This window comes from Streptomyces sp. NPDC005728, assembly GCF_040630895.1.
Taxonomy (GTDB): domain Bacteria; phylum Actinomycetota; class Actinomycetes; order Streptomycetales; family Streptomycetaceae; genus Streptomyces.
Window position 1 is genome coordinate 107,817 of record NZ_JBEXYL010000015.1, and the last position, 20,095, is coordinate 127,911.

Consider the following 20,095-nt stretch of genomic DNA (forward strand, 5'->3'; position numbering starts at 1 on the left):
ATGAGCGGGGCCGTACGTAGCTTCGAAGCATGTCTCCCGCCAGTACCGGGGCGCCCACCGCCGTGGGCGCCGTATCGTCCGTCCTTTCCTCCGACTCCGCGTCCGACTCCCGTCTGACGCCCGGCGGCCCCGGCTACCGCCGGATGAGCTTCGCTCTCTTCCTCGCCGGAGTCGCGACCTTCGCTCTCCTCTACTCCACGCAGGCCCTGCTGCCGCTGATCTCCGGGGAGTTCGGGGTCGCGGCGAGCGAGGCGAGCTGGACGGTGGCGGCCGCGACCGGCGGTCTGGCGCTGTTCGTGCTGCCGATGAGCGCCCTGTCGGAGCGCTTCGGTCGCCGTTCGGTGATGACGGCCTCGCTGGCGGTCGCGGTGGGCGTCGGCCTGCTGGTGCCCTTCGCGCCCTCCCTCGGCACGCTGGTGGTGCTGCGGGCGGTGCAGGGCGCGGCGCTGGCCGGACTGCCCGCCTCGGCGACGGCGTACCTGGCCGAGGAGGTCCGGCCGAAGGCGCTGGTCACGGCGATCGGGCTGTTCGTGGCGGGCAACAGCGTCGGCGGGATGAGCGGCCGGGTGATCACCGGCTGGGTCGCACAGGAGTGGGGCTGGCGGGTGGCCGTCGGCGTGATCGGCGCGATCGCGGTGGCCTGCGCCGTGGCGTTCCGCCTGCTGCTGCCGGCCCCCAAGCACTTCAGGCCCGGCTCCCTGCGCCCCCATGTCCTGCTCGGCACGGTCCGCGACCATCTCTCCGACCCGCTGCTGCGCCGCCTGTACGCGATCGGCGCGCTGTTCATGACGGTGTTCGGCGGCGTGTACACGGTGATCGGCTACCGCCTGACGGAGGCCCCCTTCTCCCTCCCGCAGGGCATCGTCGGCTCGATCTTCCTGGTGTACCTGGTGGGGACGGTGTCGGCGTCGACGGCGGGCCGCCTGGTGGGCCGTCTCGGCCGCCGGGGCGCGCTGTACCTGGCGGGCGGTACGACGGCGGCGGGCCTGCTGCTCTCCCTGGCCGGCTCCCTCCCGCTGGTCCTGCTGGGCCTGGTCCTCATCACCGCCGGCTTCTTCGCGGGCCACGCGGTCGCCTCCTCGGCGGTCAGCAAGACGGCCACCCACGGCCGCGCCCAGGCCTCGGCCCTCTACCAGTCCGCGTACTACATCGGCTCCAGCGCCGGCAGTACGGTCGGCGCGATGGCCTTCCACGCGGGCGGCTGGGGCGGCACGGTCTCCGTCGGCATCCTCGCCGTCCTCGGCGTCGTGACGATCACGGTCCTCGGCTCGCGGGCGGCGCGGGTGGCGGCCCGGCGGGAGCCGGTGGCCGCGCACTGAGCCGGCGCCACGTCCGCTCATGTCCGTGAAGCAACCGGTCTGAACTGCGCTTTTTCGCGCTCCAGGAGCCATTGTCAGTGGGCTGCGGTAGCTTCCGAAGTACTGGGGCGCGAAGGCGCGCGTACGGGACGGCCACAGGGGTGGGTGGACGATGGGCAACAGCACGGCGACAGCGGATCTCGATGTCGCACTGGAGAAGCACCGGACCGAACTGACCGGGTACTGCTACCGCATGCTCGGTTCGTCCTTCGAGGCCGAGGACGCGGTGCAGGACACCCTGGTGCGGGCCTGGCGGAGCTACGAAAAGTTCGAGGGCCGCTCCAGCCTGCGCTCGTGGCTGTACCGGATCGCGACGAACGTGTGCCTGGACATGCTGACGGCGGGCAACAAGCGGGCCCGGCCCATGGACCTCTCCGAGTCGACGCCCCTCGCGCAGGCGGCGCTGTCCCCCCGCCCGGACAACACCTGGCTGGAGCCGATGCCGGACGCGCGCGTGCTGCCGACGGTCGAGGACCCGGCGGAGGCGGCCGTCGCCAAGGAGTCGGTCCGGCTCGCGTTCATGGCGGCCCTCCAGCAGCTGCCGCCCAAGCAGCGGGCGGTGCTGATCCTGCGCGAGGTGCTGGCCTGGAAGGCGAGCGAGGTCGCCGAGCTGCTGGACACCACGGTCGCCTCGGTCAACAGCGCGCTCCAGCGGGCCCGGGCGACGCTGGCCGAGCGGGAACACGCCGGCGCCGACGCGGCGGTCTCCGACCCGCTCGACGAGGAGCAGCAGAAGCTCCTGGAGCGCTATGTGAAGGCCTTCGAGGGCTACGACATGACGGCCCTCACGGCGTTGCTGCACGAGGACGCCGTCATGACGATGCCGCCGTTCGACCTGTGGCTGACCGGCCACGACGACATCACCGGCTTCATGACCACCCTGGGCGCCGCCTGCGCCGGCTCCCGCCTGCTGCCCGTGCAGGTCAACGGCCTGCCGGGCTTCGCCCAGTACAAGCCGGACCCGGAGACGGGCGGCTTCACACCGTGGTCGGTCCAGGTCCTGGAGATCTCAGACGGCCGGCTGACCGGGTTCCACTTCTTCCTCGACACCCAGCGCTGGTTCCCGCTCTTCGACCTGCCCCTCCATCTGGAGGCGGAGCCCGACCAGATCGAGAAGGACGGGTAGCGCGGGGTCGGGGTCGCGCAGCCGTATCCGCCCGCCGGCCCGGCGGGCGGCAAGCTCCAGCCGGGCCAGCAGATCGACGGTCCCGAGCCCCGGAGGCCCGAGCCCACCCACGTCACACACGACGACTCCGGCCCCGGTGACCTCCAGCAGCGCCCGTACGTCGTCACACAGCCCCTGCACCTCGTCCCGGGTGACGGGGCCGGCCAGCATGAGCACAGCGGGTGTCTCAGCGTCCACGTGCGGTAGACCGGCGAGGCAGGCGTAACTCATCGCGGCAGCCCGCGCCCGGGCAGAGATCACATTGACCCGCTCCCCCGCTGGGCCGGAGGGTTGGCCCTGTGCAGGGGGTGCTGAGCGGGTTCGCCGTGATCGCGGTCGTCATCGGGGTGGGCTATGTGCTCGGGCGGCGCGGCTCGCTCGGCGAGCGGGGCGGGGAGGTGCTGACGCGGCTGGCGTTCAGCGTCGCCGGTCCGGCGCTCCTCTTCACGACCCTCGCCAGGGCCGACCTCGCGGTGCTGTTCTCCAGCCGCCTGCTGGTGACCGCCCTGAGCACGGCGGCGGTCTCCGGGATCTTCGTCGCGGTCGGTGCGCTGCGCCGCTGGGGCGTGGGCCGCACCACGATCGGCGCCCTGTGCTCGGGCTACGTCAACTCGGGCAACCTCGGCATCCCGATCGCCGCGTACGTCCTGGGCGACGCGTCCCTGGTGGCGCCCGTGCTGCTCTTCCAGGTCGTCCTGGTCACCCCCGTCGCCCTCACGGTCCTGGACCTGTCCGGCATGGGCGAGAAGGGCACGGTGGGGCAGCGCCTGCTGACCCCGCTGCGCAACCCGATAGCCGTCGGCTCGCTGTCGGGTGTCGTGGTGTCGGCGGCGGGCTGGACGGTCCCCGGCCCGGTCATGGACCCGCTCACCCTGATCGGCAACATGTCGGTCCCGGCGGCCCTGCTGGCCTTCGGCATGTCCCTGCACGGCAGCGCGCTTCCCGGCCGGGGGCGGGACCGTCAACCGGTCCTGCTGTCGGTGGCGCTGAAGTCGGTGGGGCAGCCGCTGGTGGCGTGGGTGCTGGCGAGGGGCGTCTTCGGGCTGCACGGTGCGCCGCTGCTGGACGTGGTGGTGACGTCGGCGCTGCCCGCCGCCCAGAACCTCTTCACCTATGCCAGCCGCTACCGGGTGGCCGAGTCCCTGGCCCGGGAGTCGGTCCTGTTGTCGACGGTGGTGTCGGTGCCGGTGCTGGTGGGGGTGGCGGCGGTGTTGGGGTGAAGAGGTCAGACGACGGGGAAGTCGCTGGTGTCCAGGTCTAGTTCGAAGGGCTTCGGCAAGGAGATGGTGACGCCGAACTTGCCTGCACGCAGGACCCGGTACACATCACCTTGGGGTTCGCCGTACAGCGTGATCGTAGGTCCACCAGGAGCCCAGTTGTCGATGAGGAGATAGAGCGGAACTCCGGCCTGCGCATAACCTGCGGCCTTCTTGATCCGGTCGTTGCTCGCGTTTGACTTGGAAGTAATCTCCACAACGAGTTCGGCTGCAGATGCGGAGATGTAGTTACTCTTCTGGGCGCGGAGCACCTCCCTCGGCGCTACGGCGAGGTCCGGGATGTAGAGCCCGTCACGGGACGGCACGGCTGTGCCCAGCGTCTGATAGATGCCCCAGTCCTTGGGGATCACCTCGTACAGGCTGCGCTGCACGAGGTCGGCAATGTCGTTGTGGTCGTTGGACGGCGGTGGTGCCACGGTGACGATCCCCTCGATGATCTCCACCTTGCAGCCCTCAGGGGCGTCCGTCTCCTCCCAGATCCGGACGAGGCCGTCCCACTCGTGGCCGCTGGCCGTCGAGTGGTCGACGGTGAGTGCGCTCATGGCGGTCTCCAATCGGTACGTCACCGATCCCAGCATGCCGAACGGGACCAGCGCCGGTCCACTGGTCCCGTTCACCCGAACGATAAATCCCCTGGTCAGGCGATGCGTTCCAGCACGACGGGCGACGCCGTGAAGTCCGTGCCCGCCGCCGCGATGTCGTAGGAGCCCTCCACCGCCTGGAGCGCGTACTCGAAGCGCTCCGGGGTGTCCGTGTGCAGGGTCAGCAGCGGCTGGCCCTCGGTCACCGTGTCGCCCGGCTTGGCGTGCATCTCGATGCCCGCACCCGCCTGCACCGGGTCCTCCTTGCGGGCACGGCCCGCGCCGAGGCGCCAGGCGCCGACGCCGATGTCGTAGGCGTCCAGCCGGGTCAGGACACCGGAGGACGGTGCCTTGATCACATGCTGCTCCTTCGACGTGGGCAGCACCGCGTCCGGGTCGCCGCCCTGCGCCGCGATCATCCGGCGCCAGACGTCCATCGCCGAGCCGTCGGCCAGGGCCTTCGCCGGGTCGGCGTCCTTCACGCCGGCCGCGTCGAGCATTTCGCGGGCCAGGGCGATCGTCAGCTCCACGACGTCCGCCGGGCCGCCGCCCGCCAGGACCTCGACCGACTCGCGGACCTCCAGGGCGTTGCCCGCGGTGAGGCCGAGCGGGGTGGACATGTCGGTCAGGAGGGCGACCGTCTTCACGCCGTGGTCGGTGCCGAGGCCGACCATCGTGGAGGCAAGCTCCCGCGCGTCCTCGATCGTCTTCATGAAGGCGCCCGTGCCGACCTTCACGTCCAGGACCAGGGAGCCGGTGCCCTCGGCGATCTTCTTCGACATGATCGAGGAAGCGATCAGCGGGATCGCCTCGACCGTGCCCGTCACGTCACGCAGGGCGTAGAGCTTCTTGTCCGCCGGGGCCAGGCCGTCGCCCGCCGCGCAGATCACCGCACCCGTGGTGTCCAGGACGTGCAGCATCTCCTCGTTGGAGAGCAGCGCGCGCCATCCCGGGATCGACTCCAGCTTGTCCAGGGTGCCGCCGGTGTGGCCGAGGCCGCGGCCCGAGAGCTGGGGGACGGCCGCGCCGCAGGCGGCCACGAGAGGCGCGAGCGGCAGCGTGATCTTGTCGCCGACGCCGCCCGTGGAGTGCTTGTCCGCGGTCGGGCGGGACAGCGAGGAGAAGTCCATGCGCTCTCCGGAAGAGATCATGGCCGCCGTCCAGCGGGCGATCTCACGGCGGTTCATGCCGTTGAGCAGAATCGCCATGTTGAGCGCGGCCATCTGGTAGTCGGCGACCTCGCCGCGGGTGTACGCGTCGATGACCCAGTCGATCTGCTCGTCGGTCAGCTCACCGCGGTCCCGCTTGGTGCGGATGACGGAGATGGCGTCCATGGCCATGGCTGATGGCTTCCTTCCGGGAGGTGCGAAGTGCACGGCCCCCCTGCGCAGGTCAGGGGGGCCGTAAGGGAGTTACTTGGTGAGATGGTCCGGGCCGAAGGCCTGGGGCAGCATCTCGGAGAGCGGCAGGACGCCCGCGGGGGTGTCCAGGAGCAGGTCGGGGCCGCCGAACTCGTACAGCAGCTGGCGGCAGCGGCCGCACGGGACGAGCAGCTCGCCCGTACCGTCCACGCAGGTGAAGTGCGTGAGCCGGCCGCCCCCGGTGCGCTGCAGCTGCGAGACCAGACCGCACTCGGCGCACAGGCCGAGGCCGTAGGAGGCGTTCTCGACGTTGCAGCCGGTGACCGTGCGCCCGTCGTCGACCAGGGCCGCCACGCCGACCGGGAAGCCCGAGTAGGGGGCGTAGGCGTGGGACATGGCCTCCCGCGCCTCGGCCCGCAGGGCCTCCCAGTCGAACTCGTCGGCCGCGCCGGTCACTTGCCCTGTCCCTTCCGGTACGGCAGGCCGTCCGCCTTCGGCATGCGCAGCTTCTGCGCGGACAGCGAGAGGACGAGCAGCGTGACGATGTACGGGGTCGCCGTCACCAGCTGGCGCGGGACCTCGTTGGTGGAGGTGTACCAGACGAACATCAGGGCCGCGATGACGACCGTGATGACGGCGGGGACGTACTTCTTCTTCCACGCCTGGTAGGCGGCGCCGAACACCAGCAGGATCGCCAGCAGCAGGATCAGCGCGTGGACGTTCACCGTGCCACCGCGCAGGTTGAGGCTGTCGGTGTAGCCGAACAGGCCCGCGCCGAGCGCGAGGCCGCCCGGCATCCAGTTGCCGAAGATCATCGCGGCGAGACCGATGTAGCCGCGGCCGGCCGTCTGGCCGTCGAGGTACACGTTCGAGGCGACGATGGACAGGAAGGCGCCGCCGAGGCCGGCGAAGCCGCCGGAGATGATCACGGCGATGTACTTGTACTTGTACACGTTGACGCCGAGGGACTCGGCCGCCACCGGGTTCTCGCCGCAGGAGCGCAGGCGCAGACCGAAGGAGGTGCGCCACAGCACCCACCAGGTCACCGGGATCATGGCGACCGCGATGACGGTCAGCGGCGACAGGTCGGTGACCAGACCACCGAGCAGGCCGGCGATGTCCGAGATCAGGAACCAGTGCTTCCCGTTGAGCGTGTTCAGCCAGTCCGACAGGCCCGGGACGCTGAACTCGCCGAGGGAGTCGATCGGCGGGGACTGCTTGGTGGAGCCCTGCGGTGCGTTGGCGAAGGTGAACTTCGACAGGTAGCGGGTCACGCCGAGGGCAAGGATGTTGAGCGCCACACCGGAGACGATGTGGTTGACGTTGAAGGTGACGGTGGCGACGGCGTGCAGGAGGGCGCCGAGCGCGCCGCCGATGATGCCGAAGACGACACCGGTCCACGGGCCCCACTGGTAGCCGGCCCAGGCGCCGAACCAGGTGCCGAGGATCATCATGCCCTCGAGGCCGATGTTGACGACGCCCGCGCGCTCGGCCCACAGGCCGCCGAGGCCGGCGAGGCCGATCGGCACCGCGAGCTGCAGTGCGGTGGACATCTGCCCGACCGAGGTGATGCCGTCCGCGCCGGTGATCAGGCGGACGATCGAGGTCAGCACCAGCACGCCTGCGATGACCAGCAGGAGTACCGGGAGCGACATACGGCGGCCGCCCTTGCCGGGCTGCTTCGCCTGCGGCTTGGCGATGGTCGCGGTGGACATCAGGCAGCCACCTCCTTGTTGGTGTTCTGGGCGGCGGCCGCGGCCAGCTCGGCGCCGACCCGGCGCTGCTGACGGCGCAGAGCCCACTGCTGTACGGCCGCGTACGAGATGACGACCGCGAAGACGATCAGGCCCTGCATGATCGTGGCGATCTCCTTGTCGTACGCCACGGGGGTCGCGTAGTCGAGAGCGGGCGAGGCCTTGTCGAGGAAGGCCCACAGCAGGGCGGCGAGTGCGATGCCGCCGGGGTTGTTGCGGCCGAGCAGGGCGATGCCGATGGCGGTGAAGCCGAGGCCGGCCGGGAAGCTCAGGCTGTAGGTGTGGGTGTCGCCGAGCAGCAGCGGCAGACCGGACAGACCGGCGATGGCGCCGGAGATCAGCATCGCGGTCAGCACCATGCGCTTGGCGTCGACGCCGGAGGCCGCGGCGGCGGTCTCCGAGGCGCCGGTGGCGCGCAGGTCGAAGCCGAAGCGGGTGCGGTTGAGGACCACCCAGTAGCCGATGCCGAGGAGGACGGCGAGGAAGACCAGGCCGTAGATCTCGCCGACGTCCGAGCCCAGGTTGATGCCCGGGAACCAGCCGGACTCCTTCATGACACCGGTCGTCACGTTGTCGCCGACCTGCACGCCCCACACGTCGGTGAGGGTGATGTAGCCGATGACAGCGGTGGCGATCGAGTTCAGCATGATCGTCGCGACGACCTCGCTGACGCCCCGGGTGACCTTCAGGACACCGGCGATACCGGCCCAGAAGGCACCGGTGGCCATGGCGACGATCAGCAGCAGCGGGACCTGCAGCGCGCTGGGCAGCGCCACGTGCGCGCCGACGACGGCGGTCATCACCGCGGCGAGGCGGTACTGGCCGTCGACGCCGATGTTGAACAGGTTCATGCGGAAGCCGAGGGCGACCGCGATGGCGGCGATGTAGTACAGCGACGCCTGGTTGATGATCAGCACCTGGATGTCCGAGTACGGCAGCTGCTGGAGCATCAGGGTGTACGGCTCGATCGGGTTCTTGCCCGAGGCGAGCAGGACCACGGAGGTCAGCACGATCGCCAGGACGAGCGCGATGACCGGTCCGGCCACCGCGACGAGCACCCGCTCCTTGTCGAACTTCTTCATCGGGCCTCGTCCTCCGGACCGGCGGTGTCGTCGCCCTCGGGGGCGGTCTCTTCGTGCTCCAGGTGGCCGGACGCGGCACCCGTCATGGCCGTGCCCAGCTCCTCCGGTGTGATGGAGGCCGGGTCGGCGTCGGCGACCAGCCTGCCGTCGTAGATGACGCGCAGGGTGTCCGACAGGCCGATCAGCTCGTCCAGGTCGGCGGAGATCAGCAGGACGGCCAGGCCCTCGCGGCGTGCCTCGCGGATGCGGTCCCAGATCTGCGCCTGGGCGCCGACGTCCACACCACGGGTCGGGTGGGCGGCGATCAGGAACTTCGGGTCGTGGCTCATCTCGCGGCCGACGATCAGCTTCTGCTGGTTGCCGCCGGACAGGGAGGCCGCGGTGACGTCGATGCCGGGGGTGCGGACGTCGTACTCCTCGACGATCCGGCGGGTGTCGGCCTGGGCGCCCTTGAGGTTGAGCCAGAAGCCCTTGGCGTTGGGCTTCTCGGTGACGTGACCGAGGATGCGGTTCTCCCAGAGCGGGGACTCCAGCAGCAGGCCCTGCCGGTGGCGGTCCTCGGGGATGTAGCCGACACCCTGCTCGCGGCGCTTGCGGGTGGCCCAGGGGGTGATGTCCTCGCCCAGGAAGACGATCTGCCCCGAGTCGGCGTGCTTGGTGCCGATCAGCGCGTCGATCAGCTCGGTCTGGCCGTTGCCCTCGACACCGGCGATGCCCATGACCTCGCCGGCGTGGATGGTGAAGGAGACGTCGTCGAGGACACGCTTGACCTCGCCCCGGTCGACCTCGTCCATGAGCAGGGAGGCGGACGACTCGCCGAGCGAGACCGCGGCCGAGGAGTAGACGGTGAGGTTCCTGACCTCCAGCACGGCCCGGTCGGTGACCGTGGACTCGGCCGTCTCGGGGGTGGGCAGCTCGCTGCCGACCATCAGCTCGGCCAGCTGGCGGGGGGTGGTCTCGGACGGGATCGCGGTCCCGACCGTCGTACCGCGCCGGATGACGGTGATGTCGTCGGCGACGGAGAGCACCTCGCCCAGCTTGTGGGAGATGAAGATGACGGACAGGCCCTCGGACTTCAGCTCGCGCAGGTTGTCGAAGAGCGCGTCGACCTCCTGCGGGACGAGCACCGCCGTGGGCTCGTCGAGGATCAGAGTGCGTGCGCCGCGGAAGAGGACCTTGAGGATCTCCACGCGCTGGCGGTCGGCCACGCCGAGGTCCTCGACCAGGACGTCCGGGCGGATGCCCAGGCCGTAGCGGTCGGAGATCTCCTTGATCTTCTTGCGGGCGCCACCGCCGATGCCGTGCAGCTTCTCGCTGCCGAGCACCACGTTCTCCAGCACGGTCAGGTTGTCGGCCAGCATGAAGTGCTGGTGGACCATGCCGATGCCACGGGCGATGGCGTCGGCGGGGCTGGAGAAGCTCACCTGCTCACCGCCGACCGAGATGGTGCCCTCGTCCGGCTTCTGCATGCCGTAGAGGATCTTCATCAGGGTCGACTTGCCGGCGCCGTTCTCGCCGACGAGGGCGTGGACGGTGCCCTTGCGGACCATCAGGTGGATGTCGTGGTTGGCCACGACACCCGGGAATCGCTTGGTGATGCCCGCGAGCTCTACCGCGACTGTCGACTGAGCGGTGAGCGGAGGGCTGCTGGACGCGTCGATGGCGCACTCTCCTCGGGAAAGGGGCCGCTCTACGCGCGTAGCGCCCCTGCTTTAAATAGTGCCCGGACCTGACCGACCTTGATCAAGAAATACATCTCGATCAAGAAAGCGATCCGTTCCGAGCATTCTGCCGCGCGAACGGGGTGCGGGCAGGTCATCCTCTCCGCACCCCGTTCCGCGGCCGTAACGCTGCCATTACAGCGTTCTGTTGGCCAAGGCTTCTGACCTAGATCGTCAGGAGGACTTCACCTTGATGCTGCCGTCCTTGATGCCCTGCTCGGCCTTCTTGACCGCGGCCTGGATGGCGGCGTTGCTCTTGAAGGCCGGGTTGGAGTCGGACAGGCCGACGCCACCGTTGTCCAGCGAGCCGCGGATCTCGCCCGAGAGCGGCTTCTTGTCCTTGATGACGGACTTGGAGAGGTCGTAGACCGCGCCCTCGACGTTCTTCAGGGCCGAGGTCAGGATGTAGTCCTTGTACTTGGCCAGCGGCTGCTGGTTGTACTGGTCGGAGTCGACGCCGATGGCCCACACCTTGTGCTCGGCGGCGGACTTGATCACGCCCTGCCCGGAGAGGCCGGCAGCCGCGTAGACCACGTCGGCACCCGCGTCGATCTGGCCGTTGGCCGCGTTCTCGCCCTTGTCCGGGCTGGAGAAGCCGCCCTCCTGAGCCGTCTGCGTCAGGTACTGCGACTCGACCTTGATCTTCGGGTTGACCGACTTGGCGCCCTGGATGTAGCCGGCCTCGAACTTGTGGATCAGCGGGACGTCCACGCCGCCGATGAAGCCGATGTGGTTCTTCTTGGTCGCCTTGGCGGCCGCGACACCGGCGAGGTACGAGGACTGCTCCTCGTGGAAGACCATGTCGGCGACGTTGTCCGCCGTGGTCTGGTTGTCGTCGATGATGCCGAAGGTGACCTTCGGGAACTTCGCCGCGGCCTCCTTCACAGCGCCCGCGTAGGCGAAGCCGACACCGATGACCGGGTTGTAGCCCGCCTTCGCCAGGGTCACCAGGCGCTGGGTCTTGTCCGCGTCCGACTCGTTGTCCGTCGGCTCGACGTCCCGGCCACCGACGCCGAACTCCTTCTGGGCCTTCTCGAAGCCCGCGTAGGCGGCGTCGTTGAAGGACTGGTCACCCTTGCCGCCGACGTCGTAGGCGAGGCCGATGCCCTTGGACTTGCCCTCGCTGGAGGAGGAGGTGGACGAGCTGCCACAGGCAGAGACAGTTACGGCGAGCGCTGCGGTCGCAACGCCTGCAATCGTGATGCGGGACACCCGGCGCATGGAACTTGACTCCTTTGTGCAAGCGCCCAAACCAGGCGCTGGTTCCGCCGCAGCGTAACGCGCGTAGACCAGACGGAAAACCCCCAATGTCCGGTCCGTTATCGAGCTGTGGCCACAGTCACGGTCAAGGTTACGGACAGCAGTACGCCCCTTGCGGGAGGCAAGGGGCGTACGCGGCCGACGGCGCCCGAGCGGGCGTGGAACCAGGGGTCAGATCACTTGGCGCTGACCGTGATCTTGCCGTCGATGATGTCCTGCTTGGCCTTCTCCACGGCCGAGACCACGTCGGTCATCGCCTTGTACTTCGGGTTGGAGTCCGCGAAGCCGACGCCGCCGGACTTCAGGTCGCCGCGGACCTCGCCGCTGAGCGGCTTGCCCTCGTAGACGGACTTGGCGAGGTCGTAGACGGCGCCGCCGACGTTCTTCAGGGCCGAGCCGAGGATGTAGTTCTTGTACTTGGCCAGCGCGTCCTGCACGTACTGGTCGGAGTCCACACCGATGGCCCACACCTTGTGCTCGGCGGCGGACTTGATCACGCCCTGCCCGGAGAGGCCGGCCGCGTGGTAGATGACGTCGGCGCCGGCGTCGATCTGGCCGTTGGTCGCGTTCTCACCCTTGTCGGGGCTGGAGAAGCCGCCTTCCTGCGGCGTCTGGGTGAGGTACTGCGACTCGATCTTGATCTTCGGGTTGACCGACCGGGCGCCCTGCTTGAAGCCCGCCTCGAACTTGTGGATCAGCGGGATGTCCACGCCACCGATGAAGCCGACGTGGTTCTTCTTGGTGGTCTTGGCCGCGGCCACGCCCGCCAGGTACGAGGCCTGCTCCTCGTGGAAGACCATGTCGGCGACGTTCTTCGCCTGGATGGTGTTGTCGTCGATGATGCCGAAGGTGACCTTCGGGTACTTGACGGCGACCTGCTTCACGGCCGGGGCGTAGGCGAAACCGACGCCGATGACGGGGTTGTAGCCGGCCTTGGCCAGGGTCTCCAGGCGCTGCACCTTGTCCGCGTCGGACTCGTTGGCCTGCGGCTCGACGTCCCGGCCGCCGATCTTGAACTCGTCCTGGGCCTTCTTGAAGCCGGAGTAGGCGGCGTCGTTGAAGGACTGGTCGCCCTTGCCGCCGATGTCGTAGGCGAGGCCGATGCCCTTGGCGGAGTACTTGCCGTCCTTGGAGGTCGTGTCGGTGGATTCGGTGCTGGACTTGCCGCATCCGGCAGCCGCGAGGGCGACGACCGCGACGGTCACCGCAGCTTGGGAGAACCGCGTTCTCCGGGAGATCTTCCGAGACATCAGACGCACAGCAAGCACCCTTCATCCCCACGGCGCCGTCACGGGCCGCTGTCCCCAATGTGCCGCCAGTGGTGGCGATTTCGGCGCACAGTAACGCGCGTAGAAGGGAAGGGGAACGGGGTTTCTCCCGGCCGTTATCGATTCGTGCCGACTCCGGGTTACAGCCGTGCGCCGCCGGTTACGCCCGGGTGACGCAAGGGGACGAAGAGGCACCGAACGGGGTGCCCCTCCCCCTCCGTACGGCCTACTGGTCGTCGAGCAGTACGGCGGCCGTGAACATCTCCACGCCGACGGTGATGGCACGCTCGTCGGCGTCGAAGTCGCCCTGGTGCAGGTCGCGGGACGTGCGGTCGCCGGGGGTGCGGACGCCGAGGCGCGCCAGGGCGCCGGGCACCTGCTCCAGGTACCAGGAGAAGTCCTCGCCGCCGAGGCTCTGCTCGGTGCTCTCCACGGACCGCATCCCGCGCCGGGCGACCATGGCCCGGCGCAGCAGCTCGGTGGACTCCCGGTCGTTGACGACCGGCGGCACGCCCCGTACGTAGGTGATCTCCGACTTGGCGCGGTGCAGGGTGGCGACCTCGTCGATGGCCGCGTGCACGATGTCGGGCGCCTCGCGCCAGGCGTCCAGGTCCAGGCAGCGGACGGTGCCGGACAGCTCGGCATGCTGCGGGATGACGTTCGGGGCGTGGCCCGACTCGATCCGGCCCCAGGTCAGGGCGAGGCCGCTGCGGGTGTCGACGCGCCGGGCGATCAGCGCGGGCACGTCGACGGCGACGCGGGCGGCGGCGGTGACGAGGTCGGTGGTCAGGTGGGGCCGGGCGGTGTGCCCGCCGGGCCCGTCGAGGGCGATCTCCAACCGGTCGCAGGCGCTGGTGATGGCCCCGTGCCGCAGCCCGATCCGGCCGACGTCGACCTTGGGGTCGCAGTGCACGGCGAGGATCCGGCCGACCCCGTCGAGCGCCCCGTCCTTGATGGCACCGAGGGCGCCGCCGGGCATCACCTCCTCGGCGGGCTGGAAGAGCAGCCGCACCGGGCGGGGCAGGAGCCCCTTCGCGTGCAGATCGGCGAGGACGAGGCCGGCGCCGAGCACCACCGCGGTGTGCACGTCGTGGCCGCAGGCGTGCGCGCGGTCCGGCACGGTGGACCGGTACGGGCAGTCGGCCTTGGTGTCCGGGATGGGCAGGGCGTCGATGTCGGCCCGCAGGGCGAACAGCGGAACGGCGGGCCGCTCCCCCTCGGCGAGCCGCATTCCCTCCGGGAGCCCGATGTCACAGATGAGCCCGGTTCCGGTGGCGAGGACACGGGGGCGCAGCCCGGCCCGCTCCAGCCGCTCCTTGATCGCGGCGGTCGTACGGAACTCCTGGTTGCCCAGCTCCGGGTGCATGTGCAAGTCGCGACGGAACGCTACGAGTTCGGCGTGCAGGGACTCGCTGAGCGCACCAGGGAGCACATCCCCGGGGAGATCGGCCTCGGACTCTCGGGACATCGTCTGGTTCACCCTCTGAAGGGTAGGACGCCCGACCGGTCAACTGACCCTCGATCAACAAAACTTCAGCCCGTTAGGTGAAGAAAATCAGACCGGCGGACGCATGGCGGCGGGCTCGGGTGGGTAAAACCTCTGTTTCTTCCTTCCACGCATACCATGCCTCGCCATGGTCCCGCTCTCCGTGTCCACGCACCGGACCCGGTCTGGACCCGGCCTGGAGCCCGTCTGGACCCGGCCTGGACACACCCTGCATCCGGGACGGACCCGTCCCGGACCCATGCGGCCCCGTCCGGCCCATCCGGGCCCTGCTGGGCCGGCGCCGCATCGTTCGGCGAGCTGGGAGATCCTCATCGGGTCTTCGCTCATAGGGGCAGGGTCTGGGTGACGCGCCACAGGCGGCGGGGCAGGTCGCCTTCCTCGAACGCGTGGACCTCATCGAGGGTCCAGCCGTCGGCGAGGGAGTCGACGAGCTGCCGGGGGAAGAAGTGCACAGCGAAGCCGCCGTGTTCGTAGATGTCGTCGCCATGGGCGGTTCCGGTGCCGTAGTGGGTGTCGCCGGTGTGCCGGACGGTGTAGACGAGGGTTCCGCCGGGGCGCAGTACGCGGCGGATTTCGCAGGCCAGGGCGTGGATCTCCTGGGTCGACAGGGCCATGCACAGCAGCATGTGCGCGAAGACGGCGTCCACGGAGGCGTCCGGCAGGGGAAGCGGTTCGCGTACGTCGTGAACCGCGGTGGTCACCCGCTCGGCGATGCCGTGGTCGTGGGCGGCCCGGCGGAGTTGCTCGAGGCCGACGGGGCTGAAGTCGGTGGCCTGGACGGTGAAGCCCGCACGGGCGAAGTACAGGGCGTCGCGTCCGTGCCCGGCGCCCAGCTCCAGCACGTCCTGGGCGTCGGCGACACGGAAGACCTGCGCGGCGTGGACGGCGGGAGCGGAGGGCTCCTCGCCGTACATGCCGGGGTGGGCGGCGTAGGTGTTCTGCCAGTGCTGCCGTTGCGCCTCGGCCAGCTCCTTGGCGTTGTCGCTCATGGCTGCTCGCTCCCGTTGCCTGATCCGCCGGACAGCCTAGAGGGCGCTGGTCAGGGCGTGGCGGAGCTGTTCGGACGTGGGTACGCCCGTCGGGCCGTGGGGGTCCGGTAAACACGGCAGGTCAGAGCCGGTGTCCGGGCGGGCTCCTCGATGTCGGCAACGAGTGTCAGCACACCTCGACGTCGACGAGGGCGGTGTTGCATCCGCCGCCCCGACCCGCTCGGCGTGCGGCCTGTCCGGTGGTGAGCGCAGCGATCCGGTGCGGCTCCTGCGCGAGGAGCGGAGCGAGGAGCCCGGCCGTCTCGCCGGCGATCTCAGCCGCTCGCTCCCTGGCGAACAGCTGCGACCGTGTCGTCGGCGTGCAGCGCCTCATGCGACGAGCCCGCCATCACGCCACCCCCAGCTCACACCACACGTACTTCCCCCGATTCCCGAACCGGGCCGACGGCTGCCACCCCCAGTAATCCGCACAGCTCATGACCAGGCCCAGCCCCCTCCCCTCCTCCACCTCGCCCACCTGCGTCAACGGTCGTGGCGGATCCGGCGGTGCAGGGTCGGTGTCCCACGCCCCGATCCGCACCACCCCCTCCGGGGAGCGGCGCACCCTGAGCGCGGCCGGCCCCTTCGTGTGCCGTGAGCTGGAGTTGCGTGTCCGACATCGGATGCAACGCAAGACAGCGCTCGAAGGAGCCCCGTACGAGGTCGTCATCCACGAAGCGGCGCTACGCATCATGGTCTGCGACCGTGCCGCCTCACGAACCCAACTGGCCGGGATCCTCGAAGTCTCCGAGGCGGACCGGGTCACCGTGCGGATCATCCCCCTCGCCCTGGAGGGGCTCGCCGGCGCCGCGAGCGCCATGATGCATGCGGGCGGCGCCGCACCCAAGCTGGACACTGTCGTGCGCGATGCCCCCAATGGCGCGGTCTACATCGATTCTGAGGCCCAACTCAGCGCCCTTCGAACGCTTTTCCGTAAGCTGGAAGCTGCGTCGCTCGACCCCGACAAGTCACGAGACCTGATCAACCGCGTGGCGAAGGAAATGTGATGTCCACCCCTGGCAGCTGGCAGAAGTCGTCCTACTCCGGGCCCGGTGACGGAGACTCCTGCGTAGAGATCGCGACCGCCCCCGCCCACATAGCCGTACGCGACTCCAAGGACCCGGCCGCAGGCATCCTCACCTTCCAGGCCGCGTCCTTCGCCCCCTTCATCGAGGTGCTGAAGGAACCGGGCCGGTGATCTGGTCCTGAGTTCACGTTTCGCCACGTGAGGTGCGGTTTTTCAGATTGCGGCGTGGGCGGACTAGGCCAGCCCCACCGCCGCCAGCCGATGTACATCCCGTGCCGTCCCCGTCACTCCCGACAGGAAGCCCTGCGCCCGAGGTGAGGCGGTCTCCGTCAGCCAGCTGGGGTCGATGTCGCACACCGCTACGCGGACGCCCGTGCCGGCCAGGGCAAGAGGCAGGGTGTGGACGACCGTGGACGGGAAGCTGAGGATCGTACGGCCGATGGGACCCCGGCGGGCGATCAGTTCCAGGGGGAGGTCCGGGCGGACTATTTCCAGGCCGGTTTCCACGGCCAGACGGTGCAGCTTGTCGGTGCTCTCGCGGCGGTGCGCGAAGTAGCGGGTGGCGCCGTGGGCCCTGGCGAGGGTGCGGACCGCCTCCACGTAGCGGTCGCCGTCCACCACGCCGGTCTCCACCAACGACGTGCCGACCATGTCCGCGCCCTTGGTGATGCGCGGCGGGCCGAAGCGGGCGCGGGTCCAGGCGAAGTCGTTGGCGGTGACCGTGACGCCCTCGGGGGTCTCCGTCACCGGCATGGAGGAGAACACCTCGACGCGGCGGCGGGCGCTCGGCGTGAGGCGGCGGCGGGCCGAGGAGGAGACCGGGGCGAAGAGCAGGTCGCGGGCGCCCGGGCGGCCGCCCTTGCGGTGCCAGCGGACCAGGCGCTCGCCGCGGGCGAGCTGGGCGACGAACTCCATCGTCGCCGTGCCGTCGTCCACCACGACCAGGTCTCGGGCCCGGGTGATCGTCAACAGCAGTTGTACGTAGCGGGAGAACGGGTCCCCCATCACGATGCGGTCGGCCCGGCGGAGGGAACCCGCCAGGCCGCCGATGGTGTGGAAGGGCGCGGTCGTGCCGCCCCGCGCCTCCTCCCAGCGCACCCGGTACCCCTCGTCCCGGGCCAGGTCCGCCATGCGGCGCAGCTGGCCCCGGGTCATGGGGTCGGTCGGGGACAGGACGACGACGGTGAGCTCCGCGTCGGCGGATGCCGGGACGCCGGCCGGCGCCCTCCGTGCCTGCGGGGGCACGGAGGGCCGGGCCGGCTCGGCGGCGCCGCGCAGGCCGTGGAGGTGCGCCCACTCCAGTACGTTCAGCAGCTGTACCGGGCTCTCCACGAAGGCGAGCGTGTGGGCAGGGTGGCCGGCTTGACCGGCGCGGGGGCTCATCGGCGTACGACCGTCCCGTTGTAGGGCAGCTAAGGCAATCAGGGTGCTCAGACCGAGACCGGCTCGCCCGCGGCCGCGGCGATCTCCGCCTCGGCGACGACGCCGTTGACGCGGCGCAGCTTCTTCATCGGGCCCAGCTCGGAGTCGTAGACCTTCTTGACGCCGTCACCGAGGGAGGCCTCGATGGTGCGGATGTCGCGGACGAGGCGCACGAGGCCCTGCGGCTCCACGGAGGCGGCCTGGTCCGAGCCCCACATGGCGCGGTCGAGGGTGATGTGGCGCTCGACGAAGGTGGCGCCGAGGGCGACGGCGGCCAGCGTGGTCTGCAGGCCGGTCTCGTGGCCGGAGTAGCCGATCGGGACGTTCGGGTACTCCTTCTCCAGCGTGTTGATCACGCGGAGGTTCAGCTCCTCGGCCTTGGCCGGGTAGGTGGAGGTGGCGTGGCAGAGCAGGATGTTGTCCGAGCCCAGGACCTCGACCGCGTGGCGGATCTGCTTCGGGGTCGACATGCCCGTGGAGAGGATGACCGTGCGGCCGGTGGCGCGCAGGGCGCGGAGCAGCTCGTCGTCCGTGAGGGAGGCGGAGGCCACCTTGTGGGCGGGGATGTCGAACTTCTCCAGGAAGGCGACGGCCTCGGTGTCCCACGGGGAGGCGAACCAGTCGATCCCCTTCTCCTTGCAGTACTCGTCGATCTGGCGGTACTCGTCCTCGCCGAACTCCACGCGGTGGCGGTAGTCGATGTAGGTCATCCGGCCCCAGGGGGTGTCGCGCTCGATGTCCCACTGGTCGCGCGGGGTGCAGATCTCCGGCGTGCGCTTCTGGAACTTCACGGCGTCACAGCCGGCCTCGGCGGCCACGTCGATGAGCTTGAAGGCGTTCTCCAGCTCACCGTTGTGGTTGATGCCGATCTCGCCGCAGATGTAGACGGGGCGGCCCGGGCCGGCCTCACGCGTACCGAAGGAGCGGATGCGGGAGTTGGTGCTCATCAGGGGATGTCCTTACTTGGGGAGGGAATCGAGAGAGGGGCCGAGGATCCAGCTGGCGATCTCTCGGATCGCGCCGTCACCGCCGGGGAGGTTGGTGACCGCGCGTGCGGCGCCGCGTACGACGTCGTGGGCGCTCGCGACCGCCACGGGCCAGCCGACGAGGGCGAAGCACGGGAGGTCGTTCACGTCGTTGCCGACGTAGAGCACGCGCTCCGGCGCGATGCCCTGCTCCTCGCACCACTGCTTGAGGGCGAGGTCCTTGCGGTCGATGCCGTGCAGCACCGGGAGCTTCAGCTTCCGGGCGCGGGCGGCGACCACCGGGTTCTGTTCCGTGGACAGGATCAGCATCTTCAGCCCGCTCTTGCGCAGGGCGGCGATGCCGAGTCCGTCTCCGCGGTGCACGGAGACGAACTCCCGTCCGTCGGAGTCGATCAGCACCCGGTCGTCGGTCTGGGTGCCGTCGAAGTCGAGGACTACGGCGTCGATGTCGTCGTAGGTGGGGAGGGCGCCCGGGCGGTCCGCGTCGAAGAGCGGGGCGAGGGCGCGGGCGCGGGCCAGCTCGTGCGGGTCGTCGATCTCCAGGACCCGGGCCGGGTCGGTGCGGACCAGCTCGGTGTGGCCGAAGAAGCGGTGCTTGTGCTCGCGGAAGCCGGCCGCGTCCATCGCGTAGGCGGCGCCGGTCTCCAGCAGGTCCTGGGGGCGGTCCTGGCGGCGGGGGCGGAAGGACTTGTCGTGGTTGACGCCGTAACCGCCGCTCACGGTCGTGGAGTTGGCGACGGTCACGGATCCGCCGACGGTCGTCGTCGACTCCGTGTCGACCGCCACCGGGTCGTCGGCCGCGTCCCGCCAGATGAAGCCGTGGAAGGGGGCGACGGTCACCGCGGTGTCGGCGCCGTTCTCCACGACGGCTCCCGCGACCCCGTCCACGTCCTCGCGGACCAGGAAGGGGCTGGTGCACTGCACGAGCAGAACCACGTCGACGGCCGCTCCGTGCAGGGCCTCGTGGGCGTCCATGGCGTGCAGGACGGCGGCCTCGGAGGTGGCGGTGTCGCCGGCGATGGCGGCGGGGCGCAGGACCACCTCGGCGCCGGCCTGGCGGGCGGCGGCGGCGATGGCCTGGTCGTCGGTGGAGACGACCACGTCGGTCACCAGCCGGGCGGCGCGGCACTCGCGCACCGCGCGGGCCACCAGCGGGATGCCGCCGACGGGAGCGAGGTTCTTGGCGGGGACACCCTTGGAGCCGCCGCGCGCCGGGATCACCGCGAGCACGCGGCGCACCGCGGGTGCGTCGGGGTTGGCGTCGGTCATGTGCTTTGCTCCTTGCCGTGGGATCCGGT

At 70.1% G+C, this 20,095-nt stretch carries 20 protein-coding genes and 1 pseudogene; 5 read left to right on the forward strand and 16 right to left on the reverse strand.

Going from position 1 to position 20,095, the window contains the following annotated elements:
* Window positions 1–29: 29 nt before the first annotated feature.
* The gene (locus tag ABZ471_RS13530) at window positions 30–1,319 is read left to right on the forward strand and encodes an MFS transporter (protein ID WP_359065775.1); all 1,290 of its coding nucleotides are present in this window, start codon (window positions 30–32) and stop codon (window positions 1,317–1,319) included.
* Between the two features lie 151 nt (window positions 1,320–1,470).
* Window positions 1,471–2,484: a sigma-70 family RNA polymerase sigma factor gene (locus ABZ471_RS13535; protein ID WP_359065777.1), complete on the forward strand. Its 1,014-nt coding sequence runs from the start codon at window positions 1,471–1,473 to the stop codon at window positions 2,482–2,484.
* Here ABZ471_RS13535 and ABZ471_RS13540 read toward each other — a convergent pair.
* Window positions 2,368–2,754 carry an STAS domain-containing protein gene (locus ABZ471_RS13540; protein ID WP_359065826.1) on the reverse strand — a complete coding sequence of 129 codons (387 nt, stop codon included), beginning with the start codon at window positions 2,752–2,754 and terminating at the stop codon, window positions 2,368–2,370. The two genes, ABZ471_RS13535 and ABZ471_RS13540, sit on opposite strands and share 117 nt — an antisense overlap.
* A gap of 68 nt (window positions 2,755–2,822) precedes the next feature.
* On the opposite strand from ABZ471_RS13540, the gene ABZ471_RS13545 reads away from it, so the two are divergent.
* A complete protein-coding gene (locus ABZ471_RS13545) occupies window positions 2,823–3,743 on the forward strand; it encodes an AEC family transporter (RefSeq protein ID WP_359065780.1) in 921 nt (306 codons plus the stop codon).
* A gap of 5 nt (window positions 3,744–3,748) precedes the next feature.
* Here the strand turns inward: ABZ471_RS13545 and ABZ471_RS13550 are convergent, their stop codons facing one another.
* The 12 genes from ABZ471_RS13550 to ABZ471_RS13605 form a co-directional block, all read right to left on the reverse strand.
* Window positions 3,749–4,342 (reverse strand): Uma2 family endonuclease, encoded by a 594-nt coding sequence (locus ABZ471_RS13550; RefSeq protein WP_359065782.1) that lies wholly within the window; start codon window positions 4,340–4,342, stop codon window positions 3,749–3,751.
* Between the two features lie 95 nt (window positions 4,343–4,437).
* Window positions 4,438–5,715 carry a thymidine phosphorylase gene (locus ABZ471_RS13555; protein ID WP_359065828.1) on the reverse strand — a complete coding sequence of 426 codons (1,278 nt, stop codon included), beginning with the start codon at window positions 5,713–5,715 and terminating at the stop codon, window positions 4,438–4,440.
* A 78-nt stretch (window positions 5,716–5,793) separates the two neighbouring features.
* On the reverse strand, window positions 5,794–6,198 hold the full coding sequence (locus ABZ471_RS13560; RefSeq protein WP_359065784.1) for a cytidine deaminase: 405 nt from the start codon (window positions 6,196–6,198) through the stop codon (window positions 5,794–5,796).
* A complete protein-coding gene (locus ABZ471_RS13565; protein ID WP_359065786.1) occupies window positions 6,195–7,457 on the reverse strand; it encodes an ABC transporter permease in 1,263 nt (420 codons plus the stop codon). The genes ABZ471_RS13560 and ABZ471_RS13565 overlap by 4 nt, the downstream gene beginning before the upstream one ends.
* A complete protein-coding gene (locus tag ABZ471_RS13570; protein WP_359065788.1) occupies window positions 7,457–8,578 on the reverse strand; it encodes an ABC transporter permease in 1,122 nt (373 codons plus the stop codon). The genes ABZ471_RS13565 and ABZ471_RS13570 overlap by 1 nt, the downstream gene beginning before the upstream one ends.
* On the reverse strand, window positions 8,575–10,239 hold the full coding sequence (locus tag ABZ471_RS13575; RefSeq protein ID WP_359065830.1) for an ABC transporter ATP-binding protein: 1,665 nt from the start codon (window positions 10,237–10,239) through the stop codon (window positions 8,575–8,577). Before ABZ471_RS13575 ends, ABZ471_RS13570 begins: the two co-directional genes overlap by 4 nt.
* A 234-nt stretch (window positions 10,240–10,473) precedes the next feature.
* Window positions 10,474–11,520, reverse strand: coding sequence for a BMP family ABC transporter substrate-binding protein (locus ABZ471_RS13580; protein ID WP_359065790.1), 1,047 nt, complete (start codon window positions 11,518–11,520; stop codon window positions 10,474–10,476).
* A 215-nt stretch (window positions 11,521–11,735) separates the two neighbouring features.
* Window positions 11,736–12,764, reverse strand: coding sequence for a BMP family ABC transporter substrate-binding protein (locus tag ABZ471_RS13585; protein ID WP_359065792.1), 1,029 nt, complete (start codon window positions 12,762–12,764; stop codon window positions 11,736–11,738).
* Between the two features lie 289 nt (window positions 12,765–13,053).
* A complete protein-coding gene (locus ABZ471_RS13590) occupies window positions 13,054–14,295 on the reverse strand; it encodes an amidohydrolase (RefSeq protein WP_359065832.1) in 1,242 nt (413 codons plus the stop codon).
* A gap of 362 nt (window positions 14,296–14,657) precedes the next feature.
* Window positions 14,658–15,323, reverse strand: coding sequence for a class I SAM-dependent methyltransferase (locus tag ABZ471_RS13595; RefSeq protein WP_359065794.1), 666 nt, complete (start codon window positions 15,321–15,323; stop codon window positions 14,658–14,660).
* 166 nt (window positions 15,324–15,489) lie between these two features.
* Window positions 15,490–15,696: a hypothetical protein gene (locus ABZ471_RS13600; RefSeq protein ID WP_359065796.1), complete on the reverse strand. Its 207-nt coding sequence runs from the start codon at window positions 15,694–15,696 to the stop codon at window positions 15,490–15,492.
* A 15-nt stretch (window positions 15,697–15,711) separates the two neighbouring features.
* The gene (locus tag ABZ471_RS13605; RefSeq protein ID WP_359065798.1) at window positions 15,712–15,996 is read right to left on the reverse strand and encodes an ATP-binding protein; all 285 of its coding nucleotides are present in this window, start codon (window positions 15,994–15,996) and stop codon (window positions 15,712–15,714) included.
* On the opposite strand from ABZ471_RS13605, the pseudogene ABZ471_RS13610 reads away from it, so the two are divergent.
* Both ABZ471_RS13610 and ABZ471_RS13615 read left to right on the forward strand, forming a co-directional pair.
* Window positions 15,959–16,369 (forward strand): annotated as a pseudogene (locus ABZ471_RS13610) (Scr1 family TA system antitoxin-like transcriptional regulator); the annotation flags it as partial. The gene ABZ471_RS13605 and the pseudogene ABZ471_RS13610 overlap by 38 nt on opposite strands.
* Window positions 16,369–16,560 (forward strand): DUF397 domain-containing protein, encoded by a 192-nt coding sequence (locus ABZ471_RS13615; RefSeq protein WP_359065800.1) that lies wholly within the window; start codon window positions 16,369–16,371, stop codon window positions 16,558–16,560. The pseudogene ABZ471_RS13610 and the gene ABZ471_RS13615, both read left to right, overlap by 1 nt.
* Before the next feature lie 63 nt (window positions 16,561–16,623).
* Here ABZ471_RS13615 and ABZ471_RS13620 read toward each other — a convergent pair whose 3' ends face one another.
* The 3 genes from ABZ471_RS13620 to ABZ471_RS13630 are packed head-to-tail and all read right to left on the reverse strand — an operon-like array spanning window position 16,624 to window position 20,066.
* A complete protein-coding gene (locus tag ABZ471_RS13620) occupies window positions 16,624–17,772 on the reverse strand; it encodes a hypothetical protein (RefSeq protein ID WP_359065802.1) in 1,149 nt (382 codons plus the stop codon).
* Window positions 17,773–17,819: 47 nt separating this feature from the next.
* Entirely contained in the window at window positions 17,820–18,758 is a 939-nt protein-coding gene (locus tag ABZ471_RS13625; protein ID WP_359065804.1) for an N-acetylneuraminate synthase family protein, read from the reverse strand.
* Between the two features lie 12 nt (window positions 18,759–18,770).
* Window positions 18,771–20,066 carry an N-acylneuraminate cytidylyltransferase gene (locus ABZ471_RS13630; protein ID WP_359065806.1) on the reverse strand — a complete coding sequence of 432 codons (1,296 nt, stop codon included), beginning with the start codon at window positions 20,064–20,066 and terminating at the stop codon, window positions 18,771–18,773.
* Window positions 20,067–20,095: the final 29 nt, after the last annotated feature.

What these genes read in the sequence shown, in the direction of transcription:
- ABZ471_RS13530 (WP_359065775.1), top strand. Translation starts at nt 30, where the DNA reads ATGTCTCCCGCCAGTACCGGGGCGCCCACCGCCGTGGGCGCCGTATCG.
- ABZ471_RS13535 (WP_359065777.1), top strand. Translation starts at nt 1,471, where the DNA reads ATGGGCAACAGCACGGCGACAGCGGATCTCGATGTCGCACTGGAGAAG.
- ABZ471_RS13540 (WP_359065826.1), bottom strand. Translation starts at nt 2,754, where the DNA reads ATGAGTTACGCCTGCCTCGCCGGTCTACCGCACGTGGACGCTGAGACA.
- ABZ471_RS13550 (WP_359065782.1), bottom strand. Translation starts at nt 4,342, where the DNA reads ATGAGCGCACTCACCGTCGACCACTCGACGGCCAGCGGCCACGAGTGG.
- ABZ471_RS13555 (WP_359065828.1), bottom strand. Translation starts at nt 5,715, where the DNA reads ATGGACGCCATCTCCGTCATCCGCACCAAGCGGGACCGCGGTGAGCTG.
- ABZ471_RS13565 (WP_359065786.1), bottom strand. Translation starts at nt 7,457, where the DNA reads ATGTCCACCGCGACCATCGCCAAGCCGCAGGCGAAGCAGCCCGGCAAG.
- ABZ471_RS13570 (WP_359065788.1), bottom strand. Translation starts at nt 8,578, where the DNA reads ATGAAGAAGTTCGACAAGGAGCGGGTGCTCGTCGCGGTGGCCGGACCG.
- ABZ471_RS13580 (WP_359065790.1), bottom strand. Translation starts at nt 11,520, where the DNA reads ATGCGCCGGGTGTCCCGCATCACGATTGCAGGCGTTGCGACCGCAGCG.
- ABZ471_RS13590 (WP_359065832.1), bottom strand. Translation starts at nt 14,295, where the DNA reads ATGTCCCGAGAGTCCGAGGCCGATCTCCCCGGGGATGTGCTCCCTGGT.
- ABZ471_RS13595 (WP_359065794.1), bottom strand. Translation starts at nt 15,323, where the DNA reads ATGAGCGACAACGCCAAGGAGCTGGCCGAGGCGCAACGGCAGCACTGG.
- ABZ471_RS13600 (WP_359065796.1), bottom strand. Translation starts at nt 15,696, where the DNA reads ATGAGGCGCTGCACGCCGACGACACGGTCGCAGCTGTTCGCCAGGGAG.
- ABZ471_RS13615 (WP_359065800.1), top strand. Translation starts at nt 16,369, where the DNA reads ATGTCCACCCCTGGCAGCTGGCAGAAGTCGTCCTACTCCGGGCCCGGT.
- ABZ471_RS13620 (WP_359065802.1), bottom strand. Translation starts at nt 17,772, where the DNA reads ATGAGCCCCCGCGCCGGTCAAGCCGGCCACCCTGCCCACACGCTCGCC.
- ABZ471_RS13625 (WP_359065804.1), bottom strand. Translation starts at nt 18,758, where the DNA reads ATGAGCACCAACTCCCGCATCCGCTCCTTCGGTACGCGTGAGGCCGGC.
- ABZ471_RS13630 (WP_359065806.1), bottom strand. Translation starts at nt 20,066, where the DNA reads ATGACCGACGCCAACCCCGACGCACCCGCGGTGCGCCGCGTGCTCGCG.